The organism is Acetobacter sp. AAB5, from assembly GCF_050106715.1.
Taxonomy (GTDB): domain Bacteria; phylum Pseudomonadota; class Alphaproteobacteria; order Acetobacterales; family Acetobacteraceae; genus Acetobacter; species Acetobacter oryzifermentans.
Genome location: NZ_JBNIEW010000013.1, coordinates 45781 through 70124, shown reverse-complemented (window position 1 = coordinate 70124; position 24344 = coordinate 45781). Strand labels below are relative to the sequence as shown.

Annotated in this window: 25 protein-coding genes; 3 read left to right on the top strand and 22 right to left on the bottom strand. The window is 55.2% G+C overall.

From position 1 onward, the window contains the following. Positions 1-4 precede the first annotated feature (4 nt). From ACP7IZ_RS11715 to def, 4 genes are read right to left on the bottom strand one after another with little or no spacing between them, the layout of a single operon-like run. The gene (locus tag ACP7IZ_RS11715; protein WP_003623943.1) at positions 5-727 is read right to left on the bottom strand and encodes a response regulator; all 723 of its coding nucleotides are present in this window, start codon (positions 725-727) and stop codon (positions 5-7) included. Next, positions 717-1238 carry a MarR family winged helix-turn-helix transcriptional regulator gene (locus ACP7IZ_RS11710; protein WP_089179939.1) on the bottom strand — a complete coding sequence of 174 codons (522 nt, stop codon included), beginning with the start codon at positions 1236-1238 and terminating at the stop codon, positions 717-719. Before ACP7IZ_RS11710 ends, ACP7IZ_RS11715 begins: the two co-directional genes overlap by 11 nt. A gap of 21 nt (positions 1239-1259) precedes the next feature. Further along, complete coding sequence (locus ACP7IZ_RS11705) at positions 1260-1916, bottom strand: rpsU-divergently transcribed protein (protein WP_426849343.1); 657 nt, start codon at positions 1914-1916, stop codon at positions 1260-1262. Positions 1917-1919: 3 nt separating this feature from the next. Next, a complete protein-coding gene (gene def, locus ACP7IZ_RS11700; protein WP_426849342.1) occupies positions 1920-2444 on the bottom strand; it encodes a peptide deformylase in 525 nt (174 codons plus the stop codon). Positions 2445-2657: 213 nt separating this feature from the next. Between def and rpsU the strand changes: the two genes are divergently transcribed. Next, a complete protein-coding gene (gene rpsU, locus ACP7IZ_RS11695) occupies positions 2658-2861 on the top strand; it encodes a 30S ribosomal protein S21 (protein ID WP_019088333.1) in 204 nt (67 codons plus the stop codon). A gap of 151 nt (positions 2862-3012) precedes the next feature. On the opposite strand, the gene leuB is transcribed toward rpsU, so the two are convergent. From leuB to ubiA, 15 genes are all read right to left on the bottom strand, one after another. Next, the gene (gene leuB / locus ACP7IZ_RS11690; protein WP_426849341.1) at positions 3013-4137 is read right to left on the bottom strand and encodes a 3-isopropylmalate dehydrogenase; all 1125 of its coding nucleotides are present in this window, start codon (positions 4135-4137) and stop codon (positions 3013-3015) included. Between the two features lie 15 nt (positions 4138-4152). Beyond that, the gene (leuD, locus tag ACP7IZ_RS11685; protein ID WP_006116498.1) at positions 4153-4776 is read right to left on the bottom strand and encodes a 3-isopropylmalate dehydratase small subunit; all 624 of its coding nucleotides are present in this window, start codon (positions 4774-4776) and stop codon (positions 4153-4155) included. Then, on the bottom strand, positions 4776-6179 hold the full coding sequence (leuC, locus tag ACP7IZ_RS11680; protein WP_414145468.1) for a 3-isopropylmalate dehydratase large subunit: 1404 nt from the start codon (positions 6177-6179) through the stop codon (positions 4776-4778). Before leuC ends, leuD begins: the two co-directional genes overlap by 1 nt. Before the next feature lie 153 nt (positions 6180-6332). Continuing rightward, on the bottom strand, positions 6333-6716 hold the full coding sequence (gene rplS, locus ACP7IZ_RS11675) for a 50S ribosomal protein L19 (protein WP_035350614.1): 384 nt from the start codon (positions 6714-6716) through the stop codon (positions 6333-6335). A 14-nt stretch (positions 6717-6730) separates the two neighbouring features. After that, positions 6731-7483 carry a tRNA (guanosine(37)-N1)-methyltransferase TrmD gene (gene trmD / locus ACP7IZ_RS11670; RefSeq protein ID WP_426849339.1) on the bottom strand — a complete coding sequence of 251 codons (753 nt, stop codon included), beginning with the start codon at positions 7481-7483 and terminating at the stop codon, positions 6731-6733. Then, complete coding sequence (rimM, locus tag ACP7IZ_RS11665) at positions 7480-8022, bottom strand: ribosome maturation factor RimM (protein ID WP_006116495.1); 543 nt, start codon at positions 8020-8022, stop codon at positions 7480-7482. Before rimM ends, trmD begins: the two co-directional genes overlap by 4 nt. 14 nt (positions 8023-8036) lie before the next feature. Next, the gene (rpsP, locus tag ACP7IZ_RS11660; protein WP_426849336.1) at positions 8037-8390 is read right to left on the bottom strand and encodes a 30S ribosomal protein S16; all 354 of its coding nucleotides are present in this window, start codon (positions 8388-8390) and stop codon (positions 8037-8039) included. A gap of 62 nt (positions 8391-8452) precedes the next feature. After that, entirely contained in the window at positions 8453-9856 is a 1404-nt protein-coding gene (gene ffh, locus ACP7IZ_RS11655; RefSeq protein WP_426849359.1) for a signal recognition particle protein, read from the bottom strand. 116 nt (positions 9857-9972) lie between these two features. Continuing rightward, complete coding sequence (locus ACP7IZ_RS11650) at positions 9973-10488, bottom strand: Spy/CpxP family protein refolding chaperone (RefSeq protein WP_070324973.1); 516 nt, start codon at positions 10486-10488, stop codon at positions 9973-9975. A gap of 104 nt (positions 10489-10592) precedes the next feature. Then, on the bottom strand, positions 10593-11360 hold the full coding sequence (locus ACP7IZ_RS11645; RefSeq protein ID WP_426849334.1) for an ATP12 family chaperone protein: 768 nt from the start codon (positions 11358-11360) through the stop codon (positions 10593-10595). Next, positions 11357-13510, bottom strand: a complete 2154-nt coding sequence (locus tag ACP7IZ_RS11640; RefSeq protein WP_426849332.1) for an AsmA family protein — start codon at positions 13508-13510, stop codon at positions 11357-11359. Before ACP7IZ_RS11640 ends, ACP7IZ_RS11645 begins: the two co-directional genes overlap by 4 nt. 32 nt (positions 13511-13542) lie before the next feature. Then, entirely contained in the window at positions 13543-14529 is a 987-nt protein-coding gene (locus tag ACP7IZ_RS11635) for an RluA family pseudouridine synthase (protein ID WP_426849331.1), read from the bottom strand. Positions 14530-14545: 16 nt separating this feature from the next. Next, on the bottom strand, positions 14546-15907 hold the full coding sequence (locus ACP7IZ_RS11630) for a replication-associated recombination protein A (protein ID WP_426849330.1): 1362 nt from the start codon (positions 15905-15907) through the stop codon (positions 14546-14548). Positions 15908-16011: 104 nt separating this feature from the next. Continuing rightward, positions 16012-16707: a LolA family protein gene (locus ACP7IZ_RS11625; RefSeq protein WP_063354287.1), complete on the bottom strand. Its 696-nt coding sequence runs from the start codon at positions 16705-16707 to the stop codon at positions 16012-16014. 6 nt (positions 16708-16713) lie between these two features. Then, a complete protein-coding gene (ubiA, locus tag ACP7IZ_RS11620; protein ID WP_426849328.1) occupies positions 16714-17631 on the bottom strand; it encodes a 4-hydroxybenzoate octaprenyltransferase in 918 nt (305 codons plus the stop codon). 54 nt (positions 17632-17685) lie between these two features. Between ubiA and ACP7IZ_RS11615 the strand changes: the two genes are divergently transcribed. Together ACP7IZ_RS11615 and ACP7IZ_RS11610 are read left to right on the top strand one after the other, a co-directional pair. After that, a complete protein-coding gene (locus ACP7IZ_RS11615) occupies positions 17686-18513 on the top strand; it encodes a 16S rRNA (uracil(1498)-N(3))-methyltransferase (RefSeq protein ID WP_426849327.1) in 828 nt (275 codons plus the stop codon). 69 nt (positions 18514-18582) lie between these two features. Continuing rightward, positions 18583-19992, top strand: coding sequence for a glutamate--cysteine ligase (locus ACP7IZ_RS11610; RefSeq protein ID WP_426849325.1), 1410 nt, complete (start codon positions 18583-18585; stop codon positions 19990-19992). A gap of 35 nt (positions 19993-20027) precedes the next feature. Here ACP7IZ_RS11610 and ACP7IZ_RS11605 read toward each other — a convergent pair whose 3' ends face one another. The 3 genes from ACP7IZ_RS11605 to ACP7IZ_RS11595 all read right to left on the bottom strand — a co-directional run bounded on the left by ACP7IZ_RS11605 (position 20028) and on the right by ACP7IZ_RS11595 (position 24341). Beyond that, positions 20028-21419, bottom strand: a complete 1392-nt coding sequence (locus tag ACP7IZ_RS11605) for an MFS transporter (protein WP_426849323.1) — start codon at positions 21417-21419, stop codon at positions 20028-20030. A gap of 92 nt (positions 21420-21511) precedes the next feature. Then, a complete protein-coding gene (der, locus tag ACP7IZ_RS11600; RefSeq protein WP_426849358.1) occupies positions 21512-22930 on the bottom strand; it encodes a ribosome biogenesis GTPase Der in 1419 nt (472 codons plus the stop codon). Between the two features lie 13 nt (positions 22931-22943). After that, positions 22944-24341 (bottom strand): PQQ-binding-like beta-propeller repeat protein, encoded by a 1398-nt coding sequence (locus ACP7IZ_RS11595; protein ID WP_150177923.1) that lies wholly within the window; start codon positions 24339-24341, stop codon positions 22944-22946. Positions 24342-24344 lie beyond the last annotated feature (3 nt).

Sequence of the window (24344 nt, the reverse complement as noted above, 5' to 3'; positions counted from 1 at the left end):
CGTCTTACAGCCCGGGTTTGAGCACATACCCACGCCCACGGATGGTATGCAGGTATCGTGGTTCCTTGGGGTCGGGCTCAATACGCCGCCTAAGACGCGTAACCTGCACATCTACGGCGCGTTCTCCAATTTCCGCCATGTCCAGCGCCTTGGCGATTTCCTCCCGCGAGAACACATCATTAGGCCTGCGCGCCAATACGGAAAGCAAAGCGGCCTCCCCTCCCGTAAGATGGATGGTGCCATTGGGGCCGCTAAGAATAAGCCGAACCGGATCAAACTCCTTATCCCCTAACCGCACGATGCGCAGATTATCCGTTGCCGGAGCAGGCTGATGCCGGCGCAAATGTGCTTTCAGGCGCAAAAGCAGCTCACGCGGCTCAAAAGGTTTACCCAGATAATCATCTGCCCCAGCTTCCAGCCCCGTAATACGGTCTGCTGGCTCTCCTCGTGCCGTAAGAAGCAGAATGGGAAGTTCCTGCCCCTCATCACGCAGTGCGCGTGTCAGCTCCAAACCGTTTTCACCCGGCATGGTCACATCCAGCACCATGGCATCGGGTTGAATACCTTCCAGCGTTTGCCGTGCTTCTGCCGCACTAGCCGCCACGCTTACCCGAAAACCGTGCTCAAACAGGTAACGCTGTAACAGCCGCCGCAACCGTGGGTCATCATCCACCACGATAACATGCGGGGCGACATCTTCTTCCACACTCTCGCGCTCATGCTCCATGCCGCCCTCCTTTTTTGCCTGCTGCATCTTCATTCAGCACAGACCGACTCTGCTCGGATAACATTCCACGCATCACGCGCCGAAACCCTTCTACGGCTGCGCCTCCTGCCTCCCGGTACGCTGCCACAAGGCGCTGGCGCACAACAGCAAACAATCTGGCTTCTGCCGCCTTACCTTCTGGGCTTAAAAAAAGCAGACGCTGCCGCCTGTCTTGGCGGCCCGGTTGGCTTTCCAGATACTGCCTTGCTTCCAGTTCATGCATGGTGCGGCCAAGGCTTTGTTTTGTCACCCCCAACACAGCTTGAAGGCGACTAACTGGAATACCGGGGCTAAATGCCAGAACCTGCAACACCCGGTAATGCGCGTGCCCCAAGCCATCTTCTTCTAAAACGGGTTCAACAGCCTGCGCCATATCGCGCGATGCCAGAAACATGAGGGTTTGCGCCAGCCTCAACTGCTCTTCCCGTAGAAAGAGCAGGTCTGCCCCTGCTGTTTCATGAGGTAGGGACATATGCATTCAGGCTCCCTGCTTTTAAGCGCGCGCCATAAAGGGAAAACCACCCATACGGGCCTTGATACGCCCAAAACGCAGAACATCTGCCAGACGTCTGTCCACAAACGCAGCCAAAGCGGCTTCATTATCGCCACGGGCCAGCCAGTACAGCAACACAGAGGCATATACACCGCCCAAGCTCAGGCGCTTGGTCATGTAAGTTAGCCCAGAAGAGTCATCCTGCGCGGCCTGCCAGATGGCATTAACGGTGCGCATCATGCTTCGGCGCAGCGCTTTTCCCTCACACGGTGCCAGCAAAACAGAAAGGCCCTTGCGCGAAGCTGCACGGACAGACGCATCTGCTGGGAGCCGATACAGCAGCGCCTGCCTTACACGCTGGCTTAGCCGAGCTTCTTCCGTATCCCACATAGCTTCCAGCATATCTCTGTCACACAGATCAAACCACGCTTCCACAAGCTCCGCACTCCCACCCGGAAACAGCAGGTCAGCATCTGGGCCTGCCACTTGCAGCAGCACATCCATGCCCCATCCGCGCTCTCCGGCCACCGCAGCCATTTTACGCAAGATCTCATCCCGCGCAGGGTCACGCTCCAAAGGCGCAGGCATAATGCCAGCAGCCAAAGTTGCCACTGCCAATGAGATAGCCTGACTTATCTTACCTGCACCCGTGCTCATGCTTTATGCCCCATACCGTGTGATTTCTTTTGCAAATCCAAATTTGCTCATATCCGTCATCCGCATGGGATAGAGGATTCCATCCAGATGATCCATTTCGTGCTGCATGACATGCGCCCGAAAGCCCGTGGCCATGCCTTCCACCTTCTGACCATGCTGATCAAACCCAGCATACCATATGCGCTTATAACGCGGCACTTCCCCACGCAGGTCAGGCAGAGAAAGGCAGCCTTCCGCCCGCAGCTGCATTTCCTCATCAACTGGCGTTAAAATCGGGTTGATTAAAGCCTGCACAGGCAAAGGCGGATCATCTTCCCCTTCACTGCGTGCCAGCGGCACGCTGTAAATAAAAAGCCTTTGAGACACAAAAACCTGTGGGGCCGCCAACCCTACGCCACCGCTTTCTTCCAGAGTTTCACGCATATCCACTATCAGGCGCTGAATATCTGGGGCTGTGGGGTCTGGCACCTCCTGCGCGGGCTGCCTTAAAACCGGGTGCCCCATGCGGGCTATTGCAAGAACTGCCATTTTTCACCCCATTTCTATGGAGGTTGCACAATAAAAGCACTCAGAAGTGCATTTTAAACACGAAAGAACAAATTGTATCTTGTCTAAAGGCCGTGTTATAGAGGCCGCCAACAAAGGAATCGGCGCCCCGCAAGGCCGCGACGGTTCCGGTTCCGTATAATCTACAAAAAGCCGGGTTACCCGGATTTTTCTGAAACAGGGGTTAGAGACCAAGTGCACGTTCTCGTCCGTGACAACAATGTCGATCAGGCTCTTAAAGCGCTCAAGAAGAAAATGCAGCGTGAAGGAATCTTCCGTGAAATGAAGCTGCGTCGGCACTACGAAAAGCCGTCTGAGCGCAAGGCCCGTGAAGCGGCAGAAGCCGTGCGCCGTGCTCGTAAGATGGAACGCAAGCGTCTGGAACGCGAAGGCTTCTAAGCCTTTCCATCCTTCTATCCAAAAAAGGCCGGCATCCTACGGATGTTCCGGCCTTTTTTGTGCCTGCTATGTTTGATAGCTTCGCGCACATAAAAAAAGCCGCCCCACCTGAAGTGGAGCGGCTTTTTTAACTGGTAGCTTGCTAAAAGCGTTACTTCTGGAGCTTATCCAGCTCCCGCACAATGGCTTCACCCATAACGGATGTGCCAACGCGCGCCATGCCTTCGCTCATGATATCTGCTGTGCGCAGACCGCTTTCCAACACGTTGGAAACTGCCTGCTCAATCATGTTTGCTTCTTCCTGCTTGTTCAGGGAGTAACGCAGCAGCATGGCAAAAGATAGAATCTGCGCAATTGGGTTTGCAATGCCCTGTCCGGCAATATCGGGCGCACTACCATGAATGGGCTCATACAGCGCAGGGAATTTGCCATTTTCACGCACAGCACCCAGCGTTGCAGAAGGCAGCATACCCAAGCTGCCTGTTAGCATAGATGCAAGGTCAGACAGCAGATCACCAAACAGGTTGCCTGTTACAATCACATCAAACTGGCGCGGGTTACGCACCATCTGCATGGCGCAGTTATCGGCCAGCATGTGAGAGAGTTCTACATCCGAGAATTCTTTGGCGTGCACATCTGTCACCACTTCCTTCCACAGAAGGCCGCTTTCCATGACATTGCATTTTTCAACAGAGCACACACGGTTGGACCGCTTGCGCGCCAGATCAAACGCCACACGTGCCACACGTTCAATTTCGGATGTGGTGTAAACTTCTGTGTTCACACCGCGCTTGCTGCCATCTGGCAGGGTTTCAATGCCACGTGGGTTGCCAAAATAGATACCGCCCACCGTTTCACGCACGATCATAATATCCAGACCGCGCACCACATCCGGCTTAAGCGTGCTGGCATCAACCAGTGCATCAAACACTTTGGCGGGGCGCAAGTTGGCAAACAGCCCCAGTTCCTGCCGCAGCTTGAGAATGGCTACTTCCGGGCGCTTTTCAAACCCCACATGTGCCCATTTTGGATCCCCCACCGAGCCAAACAGCACAGCATCCGCCGCCCAGGCCTTCTCGATCACTTCATCACGGATAGGCACACCGTATTCTGCCAGAGAAGCACCACCAACCAGATCTTCCGTAATATCGAAGGACAGGCCACGACGGCTTTCCAGCCATGAAATAACGTGCCGGACTTCCCGCATGATTTCGGGGCCAATACCGTCACCCGGCAGAACAAGAAGTTTTATGGCTGTGTTCTGTGCAGTCATCATGCAGCTCCAGAATAATCAATCAATATGAATGGAAGGCATCCAGGGTTTTTCCCGGTTTTCCCGGTTTTCATACCCTTCGATATTTGTTTCGTGCTGAAGTGTCTGGCCAATATCATCCAGCCCTTCCAACAGCATATGCTTGCGGAACGGATCGATTTCAAAAGGCACTTCCTGCCCATCTGGCCGCACAATCACCTGCCGGGGCAGATCAACCGTAAGGCGGGCATTGCTGCCCATGCTGGCATCCTCCATCAGCTCATCGCAAATTTCGCGCGGCAGACGGATCGGCAAAATGCCGTTTTTGAAGCAGTTATTGAAAAAGATATCTGCAAAAGAAGGGGCAATCACGCACCGGATGCCAAAATCCAACAATGCCCAAGGCGCATGCTCACGAGAAGAACCGCAACCCAGATTATCATAGGTAATCAGGATTTCGGCTTTGCGCCATGGCTCTTTATTCAGCACAAAATCCGGGTTTTCTTTGCCATCTGGCAGATAGCGCATAGCATCAAAGGCATTTTTGCCCAAACCAGTGCGCTGCGTGGTTTTAAGAAACCGTGCCGGAATAATTTTATCCGTATCAATGTTAGCTTCTGGCAGAGCCGCAGCAATAGCCGACAGGGTTGTAAATTTTTCCATTATGCCAGCTCCCTTACATCAGTCAGGCACCCGGTAACGGCAGCAGCAGCAGCCATAGCTGGAGACAGCAGATGTGTGCGACCACCCGGCCCCTGACGCCCTTCAAAATTACGGTTGGATGTAGAAGCGCAACGCTGGCCCGGTGTCAGCCGATCCGGGTTCATGCCGAGGCACATAGAGCACCCGGCCTCACGCCATTCAAAACCGGCATCCAGAAAAATCTGATCCAGACCTTCTTCTTCTGCCTGCCGCTTTACGTTGCCCGAACCCGGCACAATCATGGCGCGCACGCCTTCAGCCACCTTGCGGCCAGCGGCTATCTGCGCAGCGGCACGCAAATCTTCAATGCGGCTGTTGGTGCAAGACCCAATAAAAACCACATCAATCGGTGTGCCTGCAATTTTCTGCCCGGCTTCCAGCCCCATGTAGTCCAGCATGCGCTGCATCTGGGTGCGCTTGGCCTCATCTGCTTCATCAGCAGGGTTAGGCACGGCAGCCGTAATGGGCAGCACTGTTTCTGGGCTGGTGCCCCATGTCAGGCTAGGGCTGATATCTTCTGCCCGAAGCGTCACTTCCTTATCGAAATGCGCGCCTTCATCAGAAGCCAGCGTTTTCCAGTAGGCAACGGCCTTATCAAACTCTTCGCCCTTGGGGGCAAAGGGACGGCCACGCACATATTCAAATGTGGTTTCATCTGGCGCAACCATACCTGCACGTGCACCGGCCTCAATCGCCATGTTGCACAGCGTCATGCGGCCAGCCATATCCAGACCACGAATGGCGGAGCCAGCAAATTCAATAACATGCCCTGTGCCACCAGCCGTGCCAATGTGCCCGATAATAGCCAGCATGATATCTTTGGCAGAAACACCAGCGCCCAGCGCGCCATCTACCGTAACGCGCATGTTTTTGGCTGGCCGCTGCAGAATGGTCTGCGTAGCCATAACATGCTCAACTTCCGATGTGCCGATACCGAAAGCCAGCGAACCCAGAGCACCATGCGTAGAAGTATGGGAATCACCACACACAATGGTCATGCCTGGCAGAGAAATCCCCTGCTCTGGCCCGACAACGTGCACAATACCCTGATTGGCAGACAGCAGCGGGAAATACGGAACCCCGAATTCCTTAACGTTGCGTTCCAGCGTTTCAATCTGGTTACGGCTATCAGCTTCTTCAATCGGCTGGGTACGGTCAGACGTGGGCACGTTGTGATCAACCACCGCCACCGTTTTTTCCGGATGGCGCAGTTTACGCCCTGCCAGACGCAAGCCTTCAAAAGCCTGCGGGCTGGTGACTTCGTGCACAAGGTGCCGGTCAATATAAAGAATAGAGGTGCCGTCCGGCAGAGTTTCAACGACGTGATCATCCCAGATCTTGTCGAACAACGTACGCGGGCCCATGCCCTCCTCCTTTATATTTCTTACGCTACATGCACCAGCACACCTATTGGGCTAGCGCTGTTGTGGTATGCCTATATATCAAAAAGACCCGACTGACATAGGCCAGCCGGGTTTTAAAAACCATATCAGACCGCAGTAAACGGTTATATGGTTTTAGTTGGCTGCCGGGGCAACCACTTCACGCGGGCGTTCTGCAATACGTGCAGACTTACCGCTACGGCCACGCAGGTAGTACAGTTTTGCACGACGCACTTTACCACGACGCACAACCTTGATTTCTGCCACCGTAGGTGCGTACAGCGGGAACACACGTTCCACACCTTCACCATTGGAAATTTTGCGCACGGTGAAGTTGCTGTTCAGGCCCTTGTTGGAACGGGCAATCACAACGCCTTCAAAAGCCTGCAGACGGGTACGTTCACCTTCCTGCACCTTAACGGAAACGCGCACCGTATCACCGGCTTCGAATTCCGGAACAGCGCGCTCTGCTGTCAGACGCTTAATTTCTGCAGCTTCATACTGCTGAATGATGTTCATGTCGGTATCCTTCCTCAAACCCCAAAATGGTCTGTCTGTGCGGCCCCGCCCACAGCTTCAGCCATGTTTCTTTCCTTGCGAGCCAGCCAGGCAGACCACAGATCCGGCCTTCTTTCCCGCGTTATTTGTTCTGCCTGCTTCTGCCTCCAGGCCGCGATGGCGGCATGATTGCCCGAAAGCAGGATTTCCGGCACAGCGCGCCCTTCCCACTCGGCAGGACGGGTATAGTGCGGATATTCAAGCAGCCCTTCGGAAAAACTTTCCTCTACGCCACTTTCTTCACACCCCATCACGCCGGGCAGCAGGCGCACACACGCATCCAGCAACACCAGTGCGGCAGTTTCCCCACCAGAGAGAATGTAATCTCCGATAGATACCTGCTCGACGTCATGCGCTTGCAGCACACGTTCGTCCACACCTTCAAACCGACCACACAGCAACAACACCCCAGAACCAGCCGCATAACGCCGCACATCCTGCTGCGTTAAAGGCCGCCCACGTGGCGTAAGATACACACGCGGCACATCCGCTGGCGCCTGAGAGGCAGCAAAAGCGGCATCCACCACATCTGGGCGGATAACCATGCCTGCACCACCACCAAACGGTGTATCATCCACTGCACGATGCCGACCCAGACCATGCTGCCGCAGATCTTCCGTCCGACATGTCCACAAGCCTTTTTCCAGTGCTCGCCCTGCAAGGGAAAGCCCCAGTGGGCCCGGAAACATTTCAGGAAACAGCGTGAGCACAGTGGCCTGCCAGTTCATGGCTGCACCTCTGTTTTCTGCCGTTTACCAACGCCGCGTCCTTCTTCGCCCGAAACTTCTTCGGGGCGCACCACCGTAATTGTCCGTTGTTCCAGATGAACCTGCGGCACACAGGCCTGGGTAAACGGAACAAGGGAACCATCACTCAGTTCCAGACTGGCGCCAGCTCCATAATCATGCACCATCACAACACGACCAAGAGAAAGACCGTTTTCGAATGCTTCCATGCCAATCAGATCAGCATGATAGAATTCTTCTTCCTCAGGTTCGGGCAAAGCTGTGCGCGGCACATACAGGCGGGTGTTTACCAATGCCTGCGCGGCATCGCGATCAGCCAGCGGCGTGCCATTGGCATCCCGCAATTCGGCCACGCTATCCGCCCCACGCCAACTAAGGAACCATTTACGGCCCTGATCATCCTGCAATGCCCCAGACTGCTCCAGCGTTTGTGGGTTTTCCGCATAAGCGCGCACACGCACAAGGCCGCGCACACCATGCGGTTTACCAACAACGCCCATCAGAATGAGGTTTGAACACATGATGGTTTCAGGCTTTAGGCAGCAGCGGCTTCGGCAGCTTTAGCGGCTTCAGCAGCGCGTGCCTGTGCCTTCTTCTTCGGAGCAGACTTTTTCGGCTGTTCACGATAAGCGGGCTTTGGTGCCAGACCAGCGTTACCAAGGAAGCGTGCAACGCGATCTGTCGGCTGAGCGCCTTCAGACAGCCAATGCTTGATGCGTTCTTCCGTCAGGCGCACGCGTTCAGCGTGGTCAGACGGCAGCATTGGGTTGTAAGCGCCAACCTTTTCAATGAAACGACCATCACGCGGGCAACGGCTATCTGCCACAACAATGTGGTAGTAAGGACGCTTCTTGGCACCTGCACGGGCAAGACGAATTTTAAGACTCATTCGGAGTTACTCCAGACCCAAAAATAAAAAACCCGAAAAACTGCTTCTAGAAACAGACCGCCTTAGCGGAAAGGATTGCCACCAGGTCCACCCGGCGGCCCTCCCCCTCCCATTCCTTTCGGCATGAGCGCGGACATTCCCTGGCGCATGAGACCTTTCAAGCCCAGTTTGTTGAAGCGCTTCATCATGGAGGACATCATATCAAACTGCTTCAGCAGCTTGTTAACATCCTGAACTGTAGATCCAGACCCGGCAGCAATACGCTTTTTGCGCGATGCCTTGATAATGGCAGGCTTTTTGCGCTCTGCCTTGGTCATGGAAGAAATAATGGCAAGGTGCTTTTTCAGGATCGAGGTATCAAGATCCTTGTCCCCCAAAGCTTCCTTAACTTTACCCATGCCCGGCAGCATGCCCAGAATACCGGAAATGGACCCCAGCTTATTGATCTGGCGGATCTGGGATGCGTAGTCATCCAGATCGAACTTGCCCGCCATCATCTTCTGGGCGAGGCGTTCACCTTCTTCCTGATCAAGCGTATCGGCGGCTTTTTCAACAAGCCCGGCAATATCGCCCAAGCCAAGAATACGGCCGGCCACACGTTCTGGATAAAACTCATCCAGCCCGTCCAGCTTTTCACCCGTACCAATCAGCTTAATAGGGGCACCGGTAATGGCGCGCATAGAAAGCGCTGCACCACCGCGGGAATCACCGTCCATCCGGGTCATGACAACGCCGGTTACGCCCACAGCCTCATTAAAGGCCTTAGCGGTATTCACGGCATCCTGCCCGGTCATGGCATCTACAACCAGCAGAGTTTCTGCCGGATGCGTGACATCACGAATCTGCCGCACCTCGTCCATCAACGCTTCGTCTATGGAAAGACGACCGGCGGTATCGAGGATAACGACATCGTAACCTTCAAGCCGCCCCGTATCGAGGGCACGCTTGGCAATTTCTACAGGTGCCTGCCCAGCGACAATCGGCAGGGACGTAACACCAACCTGCTCTGCCAACTGCGCAAGCTGCAACTGCGCTGCAGGGCGCTGCGTATCCAGAGAAGCAAGCAGAACCTTTTTACGTTCACGCGTTTTAAGGCGCAGGGCCAGCTTACCAGAGGTGGTGGTTTTACCAGACCCCTGCAAACCAACCATAAGAACGGGCACAGGCGGAGCGGAATTAAGATTAAGGGGAACAGCCCCCGCACCGCCAAGAGCATCAATAAGTGCATCATTGACGATTTTGGCGACAGCCTGACCGGGAGAAATGCTTTCCAGCACCTCATGCCCAACGGCACGTTCCTTAACTTTATTAACGAAGTCTTTAACAACAGGCAGCGCAACGTCGGCGTCCAGCATAGCCAGACGGACTTCCCGCATTGCCTCCAGAACATCGGCTTCAGACAGCGCTCCCTGTTTAGCGAGGCCATCAAAAACGCCGGAAAGCTTGCCTGAAAGAGCTTCGAACAAAAGTATCACACCCCATAACAAGACGCGCCACTGCGCGAACACTCGCGGAGTGGCGGGCCTGATTTGTTGCAGGGGTTACGGGATACCCCTGCGAGAGTCAAGAACCTTCTGGCGGTTTACTTGCCAGATTTGTCTGCATCAGCCGCTGGGGCCGGATGTTCTACCGCATGCAGCTGATCCAGCAGATCATGAATTTTCACCTGGCGCGCGTGGATTTGTGCCAGCTGATCGGTGGTCAGCACATCATGGATGCGGGAAGCCGTTTCCAGATGCTGAGATTCACGCTGGGCGCGCAGGGTAGCCATTTCCTGCTGCAAAGTTGCAACCTTGTCTTTATCCACCGGGCCGGGAGATGTCAGGGCATCTTCAATCTGGCGGTGGATTTTGTCGAAATCACCACGGAGATCCTGCGCCTGATCCTGACGGTGTGCTTCCTGCAGGATGGTCTGGATCTGCTTGCGCTGCTTTTTGGTAAGATCAATGCCATCCAGAGCATTCAGCCCTGCACCCGGAATGCCGGGGCCAAAGCCGTTTCCATTAAATCCGTTACCCGGTTCTGCATGTGCGCTTACGCCTGCAACAGAAACACCTGCAGCCACAATTGCTGCCAGAAGGGTCTTTTTGATTTTCATAATGTCTATGCTCCTTAAAAGCTTGAACTGCTTCATACTTGGGGAAGATTGCAAACTTGCCAAGGGTTACGCCGAATATAAATCCTTAGGCATTAAGGTTGACATCAAACCGCAGGCTTGCGCGCCAGTTCTAGAAAACGGGCGGCATCGGCCACTTCCCGCTGTATACCGGCAATACGGTCTGTTATTTCCGTATCCTCACCCCATACAGCCATCTGCATACGTTCATCCAGCGTTGCACTGGCCACCAGCTCATCTACAGAACCTGCACCATTCACCAGCGCCAAACCCAGCACAAGGCTCCCCAATGCAGGCACAGAAACAGCAAGCACAGCCAATTCCGCTGGGCTCAGTTTTTCCATGGCATCATAGAGCTTTTGCAACGACTCTTCAGGCTGCACAATTGGCATCACGCCAGAGGATGTGTGCAGGGTGACGCCATATTGCTTACGCAGCCACTCCAGCCACGGGTTCCATTCCTTACGCTGGGCTTGTGCCAGCTTACCTTCCCCCGGCTCCCGGTAGCACAGCAGATCACTTCCCGCATAAGCCAGAAGGCTGCGTAAAACCCCTTCCCGCTCTGCAGGAATACGCTCGATCATGGAGCCTGCAATGCCGGTAAGAGGCAAATCCGCAGGTGAAAAACGACCATCTGCATTTTGCCCGGCAGCTTGCCATTCCGCCGCCAGTGCATCTGCCAACGCGCGAGACTTTACACATAGCGGAGTCTTGCGTGGCAGACGGATACTGCGCCCATCAAGCTGCACCACAAAGCCTTGCTCTTCCGGCGCGACATTGGCCTGCTTCCAGAACCGTTTACGGCCAGCAGGCGCATTGCCAGAAACATTATGTTCGGTAGATGCCATTTTCATTGGAACAGCCCCAAGCCACGCAACATGTTCATGACCTTTCCTTCCTTGCCCGCTTTTTTCTGCGGGGCATCTGGCCCAGCCACACCCTCACGCGCAGCGGAAAGCATAGAGGGGCAACTATCTCCCTCTCCATCATTTCCACCAATGCTTATGCCGTATCGGCCCTCGTAAGCCGGGTCCATACGCGGTTTGGGGTCTGACAATGTACCTGCCACCGCAACATCGGAAGAAGCCGAAGCCCCACCTAGCAACACGCGAGGAGACAGATGCATATCTAGCGCCTGAGAGCCCAGCCCCACTGTGCCGTGCCCATGCAGAACCAGAAACGGCGTTTCCAGCCCCAGCATATCAATATTGGCGTTACCCTGCGCAAACTGCATATGGCTGCCAAAGCACCTGACTGGCATTTTGCCTTTAACAGGCACCTGCGGCCCTAAAAGCGTGCGAATAGCAGCCCCACTTACGCTGCCATCCACAACCGAAATCCCAAGGTGACCATCCAGATTGTTGCGCCGATCTTCCGGCGTTTCCCCTTGCGTGGAAACCGCCCCCACCAGCTGCACCGTGCCAGAAAGAGACGCAGAAAGGCCAAGCCAGCGCTCAACAACTGGCAATGGTAAAAACACCGGATGCGCCGCCAATTCAATCTGAGGCACAGCACCTGCGACATCATACACCAAGCGGCCGGCTTGCTGGAAACCATTGCCCTCTGCCTGCACGGGCTCAAGTGTCAGCCTGCTATTTTGCAACGTAGCGTGCGTGCTGACATGCGCCCATGTGACACCTTGCCAATTTACACTTTGCGCCTGCACATCCACGGCACCATGCGCGCCACGCAGCACATCCGGCACAGCATGGTGCCGCACCAGCGCAGCCGTATCGGCAACATCTATGCGCCCATCTACCTTAAGATCATTGGCGGCTGGCAGATCACCACCGGGCACCACATGCGCAAGCTGGCCATGCACATCCAACGCAGAAGCCCCAGCACTTAGGGTGCCTGTGCCATGTATGCTGGATTCACCCTGCGTAAGCGTTAAATCTACCGGCACAACCTGCTGCGCAACGTGCTCAGGCTGAGCCAACTGCTGCATTGTACCAACCGTGCCACGCAGGCTTAATACCTGCGCCCCAACCTGACCATCAATCTGAGCCGTCACCGGGTCTGTTGGCCGGGCTGTGTCTATCACCACACGTGTTAACGCAGCCTGTGGCAACCATGCGCCCACATCCACATTTTCTGCCCGCACATGCAGGCTTTGTGGCGCAGGCTGCGCCCCCTGCCCACCAACAGCCATATCTATAGATACGTTACGGCCATCTGGCAGATTTGCATGTGGGAAAAAGACATTCAGATCACGCAGTTGCGCAACAGAGCCACCAATCTGCAACGCATAGGCCTTTTGGCCCTGTGGATCTGTGATGGACCCATCTATATGGGCCAACCCAGCAGGATGACCATTAACGGTAAGGGAAATTCTGAGCTGCATTGGCAACTGGGCAGACATTGGCAACAAAGGCCCAGTTTGCCCGGTAAGCGCTAACTGACCAGCTCCTTTACGCAGCTTCACGTCAAAATCAGGCGCGTTACCTGAAAGCCCCTTAACCTTGCCTTCGGCAACCTGAAACGCACCGGAACGATGATGCACTGCATCAAGCCAAGCAACCTGCGCCTGCGTGAGTGAAAGATCTGAGACCGTTAGATTCCAGTGCATCTTACCGGAACTGGAAGAAGCCCCTCCGCCGCTGCTCTGGCGCTCCTCCGGTGTGAAGTGCCAGTCTGCCCGCCCATCCGCCAAACGCCGCAACTGCACTTGTGGGCTGATCAGGCTGACATCCTCAAACGCAATGCGGTGCGAAAACAGCGGCAACAATGCCAGCCGGGCACGGACTTGCCCGATATCCAGCATATTGACGCCATCTTCCGCCACGCTGGAAAGTTTGACGTCCTTTGCTTCCACCCATGGAAAAGGCAGAATCCACACATGCAACTGGCCGATTGTGAGGTGGCGGCCTGTGCTGCTTTCCACTGCATCGGCCAACCGTGTTTTAAGCCAGTCTGCATCCTGTGTGGCAGATACAATCGTGGCACCGCCCAGCGCCAGAACAGCGGCCCCCGCCAGCAGGCCGATTTTCCATTTCAGACGCATGTGCGTTTCTCCTGTTTCAACTTAAACCGTCCTTATGCTTGGCCACCACGGCGTGACGGTGGTGGTGTGGTGCCCGGCACAAACCCAAGGGTTCGGAAGGTTTCACGCATATGCGGCGGCAATTCGGCACTTACGGTTAAGCGCCCACCAGCCGGATGCGGCATATCCAGCATACGGGCATGCAGATGCAGCCTATCTGTAAAACCGGAAGGATGCGCAGCCGCCCCACCATATTTGGGATCACCCAAAATAGGCGTGCCTAAAGACTCGCAATGCACACGCAACTGATGCGTACGCCCGGTAAGCGGTGAAAGCTCCAGCCAAGAAAACTTGCGCGCAGCCGAATCCAGCACTTCGTAAACAGAACGTGCAAATTGCGCATCGGCATCCTTGCGGTCTGCCGCCACGGTTATGGAACCAGGGCCTGCACCCAAACGCGCCAATGGCTGGTCTATTTCACCCGAAAGTGGATCAGGCCGCCCAACCACAACAGCCCAGTAGATTTTTTTCACATCCCGGCCACGGAAGGATGCGGCCAGCTTGGCAGCCACACCGGGTGTGCGGGCTAACAGCAGCAAGCCGGAAGTATCTTTATCAATCCGGTGTACCAGCCGTGGGCGCGGGTCATCTTCTTCCCGCAGGCCATCCAGCATCATATCAATATGTTTGGTAATGCCGGGGCCACCCTGCACGGCAAGCCCTGCGGGTTTGTTGAGAACAATAACGTGCTTGTCCTGATACACCACCATCTTGCGGATTTCGCGCGCCAGTTTTTCATCCAGCGGGCGCGACACATCTCGCGCGGGTTTAGCGGCCATGGGTATGGGGGGCACACGCACCGTTTGCCCCGGTTCCAGCCGGGTAGAAGCTTCTACCCTTTTGCCCTCAACACGAATCTGGCCTGTGCGGCACAGTTTTTGAAGCGCCCCCTGCGTAAGATGCGGGTAATGGCGGCGAAAATAGCGATCCAGACGAATACCAGCTTCGTCTTCGCTTACGGTACGATTGACAACACTCATGCGCCGATATTCACGACTAACGCCGATCCCGCAAGCGGGACCATGTTTCTAGCCTGTGACGAACCTCCCGTTCATAGCCTCTGCCCGTTGGATTATAGAAGTTCTGCCGCCTCATACCGTCAGGGAAATAATTCTGGCCAGAAAAGCCTTCTTCCGCATCATGATCATACTGATAGCCCTTACCGTAGCCGATATCCTGCATCAGCTTTGTGGGGGCGTTTAGAATATGTGCAGGCGGCATCAGGCTGCCTGTGGCCTTGGCGGCACGGCGCGCGGCACCATAAGCCTTATAAACTGCATTGGATTTGGGGGCCGTGGCCAGATGCACCACAAGCTGTGCCAAAGCCAGCTCCCCCTCTGGTGAGCCTAGGCGCTCATATGTTTCCCAAGCAGCCACAGCCAATGGCAGGGCGTGTGGGTCTGCCATGCCGATATCTTCTGCTGCAAAGCGTGTCATGCGGCGGGCCAGATAACGTGGGTCTTCCCCCCCTTCCAGCATGCGGGCAAACCAGTAAAGGGCAGCATCCGGGTCTGATCCGCGCATGGATTTATGCAGCGCGGAAATAAGGTTGTAATGCTCTTCCCTATCCCGATCATACAAAATGGCGCGTTTTGCCAACAGGCGGGAAAGCGCCTGCGCATCCAGCGGCTTTTCTGTTTTCAGGCTTAAAAGCTGCTCCACCATGTTCAGCAGATAACGGCCATCACCGTCCGCCATGGCGCGGAGGGTTACGCGCCCATCTTCCGTAAGCGGCAAGGGCCGGCCTGTTTCTTCCTCCGCCCTTACCAGAAGGGCTTCACAAGCAGGGTCATCCAGCCGATTCAGCACCATGACCTGACAGCGCGAAAGCAAAGCCGAGTTGAGCGCGAAAGAAGGATTCTCGGTTGTAGCGCCTACCAACACAACGGTGCCGTCTTCCACAACAGGCAAAAAGCCATCCTGCTGTGCGCGATTGAAGCGATGAATTTCATCTACAAACAGCAGTGTGCCACCACCAGCTTCTGCTTGCCTGCGTGCGTTCTCGAACGCTTTCTTCAGATCCGCCACACCAGAAAAAACGGCGGAAAGCTGCACAAATTTCAGCCCCGCAGCTTGGGCCAACAGGCGCGCGATAGTAGTTTTACCCACACCCGGCCCACCCCACAGAATCAGACTGGCAAGAGAACCACGTTCGAGCATACGTGTTAGCGCACCATCTGGCCCCAACAGGTGAGCTTGCCCTACCACATCTTCCAGCCGCTGCGGGCGCAAACGGTCGGCCAATGGCTGTGTGGGCGCTGGCTTTTTACGTGCGTCCGCACTTCCTCCCTGCGATGGCTCAGGGGAAAGCCCAAAAAGATCATCACCCATTATCGGGGGTTCACGCTCTGCGGCCATGGCCTGCGTGCCTCACTTTAATCTGTCTCAATCTGTATGAATATATCGGCCTGCACGGCAGCTTTTTCCAGAAGAGAGGCGGAAAAAGCTGCTTTCAACACAGTTTAATCGTTCTCTGCGGGCAGTACGAAGGTGCTGGCTGGAATATCTGCGCCTGCATGCACATCAAACAAGGTTACGCGGGTTTCCCGCCCCTGCGCATCCAGCACACTCCATGATCGCAGAGCAACAGGTGTTTCATAAAAAACCAGCGTCAGGCTGCCATCACCTGGAGAAGACGTGCGCACAAGCGTTACCTGCACCAACCCGTTATCATGCTGAAAGCCCGTAACTGTTACATCATCTGTCAGGCTCACATGGGGGCGCAGCAAAAGGCCCAATGGTGTGCGCTCAATGGGAATAACCGTGGTTTGGTCCAGTTGGTTATCCCGGAACACAACCTTACCGCCATTTGCCACCAGAAGCAGTGGGGATGGTGGATCATACGCCAAACGCATCTGGCCAGGACGCTTCATCCATACGGTGCCGGTGGTGCGCTTTCCCTCTGCATCCAGTTGCTGAATGCGGGCCTGAAAGGTTTTGGATTGGTTGAGCGCCTGCTCAATCCTCTTCAGCCATGCTTTATCTGATGCAGAAAGCGCCACAGCAGCCGGTGCGGAAGAAGATGCCACGGGAATAGCCGTTTCACCGGTATCATCCTGTGCATAAGCCTGGCTGCCAGCCAGAACCAACCCCATAGCCGCTGGCAGAACAGCCCGGAAAATGGATTTCATGAACGTGGTTTCTTTCATATGAAACATGCCGGCTTATACAGCTATCAACCCAGCAACGAGCGCCAGCGCTACGGCCAAGCCAATTTCTCGATTAGCCCGAAACTGAGCCAAGCACAAAGCGGGGCTTGTGGGGTCTACCTTAAGGGCCTGTTGCCACAACAATATGGCAGGCACCACCAAAGCCACCCAAAACAACGGGCCAACCCCCGCCAAAACAGCCGCCACAGCCAACAAAACAAGCATCAGCCCGTAACAGGTGCCAATAAACCCACGTGCCCGCCCCACCATAAGGCGAGAGGTGGATTTTACACCAATACGGGCATCATCTTCCATATCCTGAAAGCCGTAGATGGTATCAAACCCCAGTTGCCAAACAATGGTTGCCGCATACAAAGCCGCCTGCGCCCAAGATAAATGCCCTGCGGCTGCCGCATACCCCATGGGTGCGCCAAACCCAAAGGTAAAGCCCATGACAAGCTGTGGCCACCACGTAAACCGCTTGGCCAATGGGTAAAGCGCTACCAACAGCAGGGATGAGACACCCAACACCCACGAAAGGCTGTTCAACTGCACCAGAACAGCCAAGCCTGCCAGCAAAAGCAGCACCAAAAACAGTGTCGCCTGCTTCATGCTCAACGCGCCAGATGCCAGTGGCCGCCCCGCTGTGCGCGCCACCTGCCGGTCTATGTCCCTATCCCACATATCGTTTACAACGCAGCCTGCGGCCCGCATAACAAGGCTGCCAATGCCAAACAGCACAATCAGCCGGATACGCTCGAAAGTAGCAACGCCCTGAGGCAGCAGAATGCCCCACATGCCCGGCAGCCATAAAAGCCACGTGCCTATGGGCCTATCCAGCCGTGCAAGCAAAGCATAGGCCTGCAATGCCGGTGGTAGATGGGCAATCCACCCTGTAATGCGGATATCTGTATGGCTGGAAGAAACTGACACGGCTGCTCACGTATCCTGTTCAGAAAGGCATATGGTGTTAAGGGCTGGTGTTCTATGCCACAAAGCGGGAATCACTTACACCTTTCAGCTCAGACAGACCCGGTAACCATGGTTGTAACAGATGCCACAGCGCACCTTCCGCGCCTTTACAATGCTCCAGAAACACTGGGAGACGCCCAAACGGGCCTAACTCTGCCCATTGCGCCAGATCAGGCCCGCTATCTGGGCACCGTGCTGCGCAAAAAAGCCGGAGACCATGTGCGCATCTTCAACGCAAAAAGTGGGGAATGGCTGGCACGCATTACGGAAATCCGGAAGGACAAAGGCTTTTTTGCGCTGGAACGCCAATTACGCTCCCCCACGCCACAACCTGCTTTGGTTCTGGCTTTTGCCCTATTAAAGCGTGATGCCACAGACTTGGCCTTGCGCATGGGCACGGAACTGGGTGTCACGCACTTTGTGCCCCTTATAACCGAACGCACCAATACTCACCGCATCAACCCAGACCGCCTGCACGCCATCGCCACCGAAGCCACGGAGCAATGTGAACGCTTTGATGTGCCACACATAGAGTCCCCACAGTCATTCACAGATTTTCTGGCAAGCTGGCCACAGGAACACCGCCTGTTTGCAGCGGTAGAACGTGGAGAGGACCGGGCAATACATACCCCCGCGCTGCTACCCGATGCACATGCGGGTGATGGTTTTTTGGTTGGCCCTGAAGGTGGCCTAAGTGATAGGGAATGTCAGATGATGCTGAAATATTCCTGCATCACCCCAATATCCCTAGGCCCGTTGGTGTTGCGGGCTGATACAGCCGTGGCTGCTGGGCTTGCTCTTATAGGCTGTGGCTTGCGTTCGGCTGCGGTTTTGTCACAATAACGCTTCCATATCTTCGCTTTGCTGGCGCAGAGTGCGATTTCTCTGTTTTTCAAGGATCTGTGATACCCCATGTCCAACCCCGGCGCATCAGATGAAACCCCTGCCCGCACCGTTGCACAGCTGGCCGAAGTGCTTGCGCAGGGATGCAAGCCGCGTGACGCATGGCGGATTGGCACGGAACACGAAAAATTCGGCTTTCTGCGTCCAGAAGCCGTAAAAGAAGGGCAGAAAGCTTATTCTGCCCCGCCTTATGCCCCCAATGGTATTGAAGCCCTGCTCAAAGGTCTGCAAAAGTTTGAGCCGGATGATTGGACATCTGTTCTCGACAACAACAACATCATCGGCCTGAAAGGGCGTGGTGAAGCCGCAGGCGCTGCTATCTCCCTTGAACCTGCTGGGCAGTTTGAACTTTCTGGCGCGCCTTTACGCACGTTGCACGAAACAGCAGAAGAACTGACAGCCCATTTTGATGCTGTGCGCCCTATTGCGCGTGAACTTGGGCTGGGGTTTGCCCCTTTGGGCTTCCACCCCACTGCCACACGGGCAGAACTACCGTGGATGCCAAAATCCCGCTACGCTATTATGCGTGAATACATGCCCAAAGTTGGCTCAATGGGTTTGGACATGATGCAGCGCACCTGCACCGTGCAGGTTAATCTGGATTTTGGGTCTGAGCAGGATATGGTGCGCAAAATGCGTGTTTCCATGGCGCTGCAACCTGTAGCTACAGCCCTGTTTGCCAATTCTCCTTTTGTAGAAGGCAAGCCCAACAACATTCTTTCCAACCGCGCGCAGGTCTGGACAGATACGGATAACGCCCGCTCCGGCATGCCGGCATGTGTGTTTGAAGATGACTTCAGTTTTGAACGCTATGTGGAATGGGTGCTGGATGTGCCCATGTATTTCATTATGCGTGATGGCAAGATGCGCAATGTGGCAGGCCGCTCCTTCCGCGCATGGATGAATGGTGAACGGCAGGATGGTCTGGAAGATGTCACCCCCACCATTGGGGATTTTGAAGACCACATTACAACAGCCTTCCCCGATGTACGGCTCAAGCAGTTTTTGGAAATGCGTGGGGCAGATGCTGGCTCACCTGAAATGATGCTGGCTCTTTCCACTTTGTGGACGGGCCTGCTGTATGATGATGCAGCCCTAGAATCCGCTTGGGAACTCGTTAAGTCTCACCCGTGGGAAGACTACGTGAAACTGCGGGATATTGTGCCACTTATGGGGCTGGATACGCCTTGGGGTGAAGGCACAGTGCGCGACCTGGCCGCACAAATGATTGCCATTGCCATGGACGGCCTACAGGGACGAGACATGACGGATGAAAGCGGGCAAACGGAATGGGTTTACCTGGCCCCCCTCACCTCTTTGGTGGCTGGTGCCCCCACACAAGCCGAGCGTTGGCTGGAGCGTTATTACGGCGCATGGATGGGTGATGTAAACCGCATCTTCCTAGAAGCTGAAGTTTGAACAGCCGCACATAATACGATCAATAAAAAGCAGCCTCAGGCTGCTTTTTTTGTATTCAGGAACAAACGGCTTGCACTTAACGTGGCGGCAAACAACGCCACACATCCGGCCATAAGCAGGCATTTTTGCGTGGCCCCATGCACAAACCACGTAAAAAAGGCCGCAACCCCCATAGCCCCCAAGGTCTGCCCCGCTTGGCGCGCAACCTGCACCATACCACTGGCTCCGCCTGCGCGGTTATGAGGTGCAGCCACCATCATGGCCCGATTATTGGGGGGCTGAAAAAAACCAAACCCCCAGCCTGCTACACCGGTACGCCATGCAATATCCCACACAGAAGGATGAGCAGGCAGCAGCCATAACAAAAAGAACCCCAATGCCGTTGTGCTAAGCCCGATGGAAGACAACACACCAGCAGAAACCTTATCCGCCACCCGCCGGATAAGCGGAGCTGCGCACATAATGCCTAACGGCCAAGGGGTAATCAGCAACCCCGTGGCAGCCGAACTGAGGCCAAGAGTGTTGTGCAACGTAAACGGCATGGAAACGATGTAGAAATTAGAGGCCACAAAACCACAGAACCCGGTGATAAAAGCCACTGCGAATTCTGGATTTTCAAGCAGATCAACCGGTAAAATTGGTTGCGGAGCTTCTGCCTCACGCCGCACCAGCAGCACTCCGGCGGCAAGCCCAGCCATAAGCAATGCACAGGAAATGGCTGTGTTTTGGGAATGCGCCAGCCCATCTCCCCCCATTACGGAGGCACCAAAAGCCAGCATACACAATATGCTGCCTGTAATATCCAACCTGCCAGAAGTGCGCGGTACTTTAGGCAGTGCATAAAAAGCCATACCCAAGGCCAAAGCCCCTAACGGCAAATTAATCCAGAACAGCCATGGCCAAGACCCAATAGTGAGAATAGCCGCAGCAGCCGTAGGGCCTAATGCCACACCAAGCGCTACCACAACGCCATTAAGGGCAATGCCGCGCCCTATTTCTGCGTGCGGGTAAATAAAACGCACCAGCGCGATATTCACACTCATAATGCAGGCGCCGCCAATGCCCTGCAACACGCGCGCACCCGCCAAAATAGGCAAGCTGGTGGCCGTGGCACAGAACAGGGATGACACCATGAAAATGATAATCCCAACCTGACAAAGCCGGGCAAACCCCACTCTGCTCCCCAACGCTGCCAACGGCAGAAGAGAAACCAGACTGGCCATCTGATAGGCGTTTACAACCCAGATGGATGAAGATGAGGACGCGTTTAAATCTCGCGCAATATCGGGCAGCGCAACATTGGCAATGGCGTAATCCAGCAATGCCAGAAAAACAGAAAGCGCCACAGCCAGCATGGCCATATTGCGAGCAGCTCCATGCAGCCCATCCACCACGGGTGCTGACTGAGAAGTGGGGAGCTGTGTCATGGAGCCTATGCTTTCATCCTAATATTGTCAGAACAGTATGATAGTGGCTGCCAATACTGCTCTGACGAGAAGGCGAGACGACACCTATCAGATCAGGAATCTGCGTAAGGGTTTTTGGTGCCGCGCGTTTGCAGGCGGATAGGCACACCCGGCAGGTCAAACGTTTCACGCAGGCCATTTACGAGATAGCGCTTATAATCATCCGGCAGTTGCTCAGCCCGCGTACCGAATATGACAAACGTTGGCGGACGAGATTTAACCTGCGTAATATACCGCAGCTTCAACCGACGCCCCTGCACCAATGGTGGCTGATGGCGTTCCAGCATTTCCTCAAACCAGCGGTTAAGGGCACCTGTTGGCACACGTGCGTTCCATACTGTCCATGCATCACGCACTGCGGGCAGCAGCTTGTGAATGGAAGCCCCGGTGAGTGCAGAAAAAGTAACAACTGGCACGCCCCGCATCTGCGCCAGAGAAATGCTCAGGCGGTCCAGAATAGCATTGCGCGTGGCGATCCGATCCTGCACGGCATCCCATTTATTCAGGGCCAATACGCAGGCACGGCCTTCGCGCTCAATTAAGCGGGCAATCTGCAAATCCTGCTCATGCACACCCAATGTGGCATCCAGCACCAGCACGGCAACTTCTGCCATTTTCAGCGCCTCGATAGCAGCTGAAACGGACATTTTTTCCAGAGATTCATCAATGCGCGCTTTTTTGCGCAAACCCGCCGTATCTACAATTTCAAACGTATCATCGCCATCTCGCAGCGTTACGGCAATGGAATCTCGGGTTAGCCCTGCTTCCGGGCCGGTAATCATACGCTCTTCACCCAAAAGGGCGTTCATGAGGGTAGATTTGCCTGCATTGGGCCGCCCTACAATGGCCACGCGCAGCGGGCCTGTGGGGCGCGGAGGTTCTTCCCCTTCTTCTACAGCAAAATCATCTTCTGCTTCGATCTCAGGTTCTGCCTCATGCTCCGGCTCTGCGGGCAGCCTATCGGCAATTTCCCACATCAAATCGGTCACACCTTCACCGTGTTCGGCAGAAAGCGCCAAAGGCTCACCCAAGCCCAGCGCATAGGCTTCCATTGCAGAAGCCGTGCCAAGCCGCCCTTCGGTTTTATTGGCAACCAACAACACAGGCCGGTTCTGGCGCCGTATCCACTGCGCAAAATGCTCATCTGCTGGCGTAATACCGGCGCGCGCATCTACACAAAACAGCACCAAATCTGCTTCACGCACAGCGCTTTCAGAAGAAAAGCGCATCCGCCCAAACAGGCTTTCGGGGGCAGCTTCTTCCAACCCGGCTGTATCAATCAACCGCACATAGCGCCCACGAATAAGGGCTACACCTTCCTTACGGTCTCGGGTTACGCCGGGCGTATCCGCCACAAGCGCCTGCCTACGTCCGACAAGACGGTTAAACAGCGTGGATTTACCAACATTTGGCCGACCTGCAATAACAACAACAGGCATATCCCCCGTAGGAAGCGGCGGAGGTGGGCGCATGGATTTGCGGCGATCAGCCATAAGAGCAAAGGTTCCCGTCGTTTGTCACGATCAGCATCTGGTTATCTACGATAATTGGCGGCACGAAAGAAACGGCATCCATGCTGTCTACTGATATAATTGCACCTGTTGCCGGGTTAATCCGCACCATACCATTTTCTGGCAAGGAGCTGAGACAAACCAGTTCGCCGCCCACCAGCATGGGGCCAAACCAGGTTACGATATCTTTGTGCACATCCACGCGCCGGAAGCGCCGCAGTTGCGTAATCCAGCGCACATGGCCGGAAAGACGGTCAATACATGCAATCTGCTGATCTAGCGAGACCACAAAAAGCCAATCCCCCACGCAAAGCAGGCTGTTCTGGCTGGCAACCGAGCGTTCCCACACACGGCGGCCTGTGCGGATATCAATAGCAGCCAACACCTGCGCCATACTAACGGCATACACAATGCTATCAACAATAACAGGCAAGCCACGCACGCAGGAAAGATCCAACGTACTGGCCTGACTGTTGACGTTGCCCATCATGTCACTCCAGACAACCTCACCACTTTCCACTCGGAAAGCAACAAGATCACCCCCACCAAATCCGGCCACCACAATGCCGTTATCTACAGCAGGAGCAGGCTGGCCAAACACGGTGGTTTCCACAGATGTAGCAGTATATGCCCACAACTGGCGGCCTGTGGCGGAATCCAGCGCAAAAAACCGCTCATCAATCGTGCCAAAGAAAACCCGCCCGCCAGCAACTGTTGGGGCAGAGCGCCCCGGTGCGCCGTTGGTGGTTTTCCACTTCACTTTGCCGGTTGCCGCATCCACCGCCATGGTTTGGGAAATGCCATCTACAATGTAAACAACACCGCCATCTACAGCCAAACCGCCGCCCATATTGGCAGAGTAAGACTTTTTGGGCCGTGGATTATACGTCCAAATATGGCGCATACCGGGCCAAGAAAAAGCCCGCACAACGCCTTGGGCATCCATAACAAACAGGCGACCATCCTGCACAACGGGTGGCGCAGGGATAAGCCCGCGGCCCAAAGTACCAAGTGCAGCCCATGCCATGAAATCTGGCTGAGAGATACCGGCCCCGATATCCTTGCTCCACCTTTTATGCAGGCCACCCCACGCATAATTGCTGCCGGTATGGGCTGAAACACGCCCACAAATAGGCCATTCTGAAACACTCATAGGGGCAGGTATTGTAATGGGCGTATGATCGTCCGGATCAACCATCAGCCCAGAGCCGGAAGATAGAATATCCGTACGGTGCCCAGCCAGAATGGGCTTTCTATCACTCTCAAACATGGTGCACCCAGCTAGTGCGGGGGCCAAAGCGGCTCCGCCTAACAGGGCACGGCGTGAAAGTCCGGAACGTCTGGTTGCGCTGGATTTCTTGTTGCTGCTCATTCT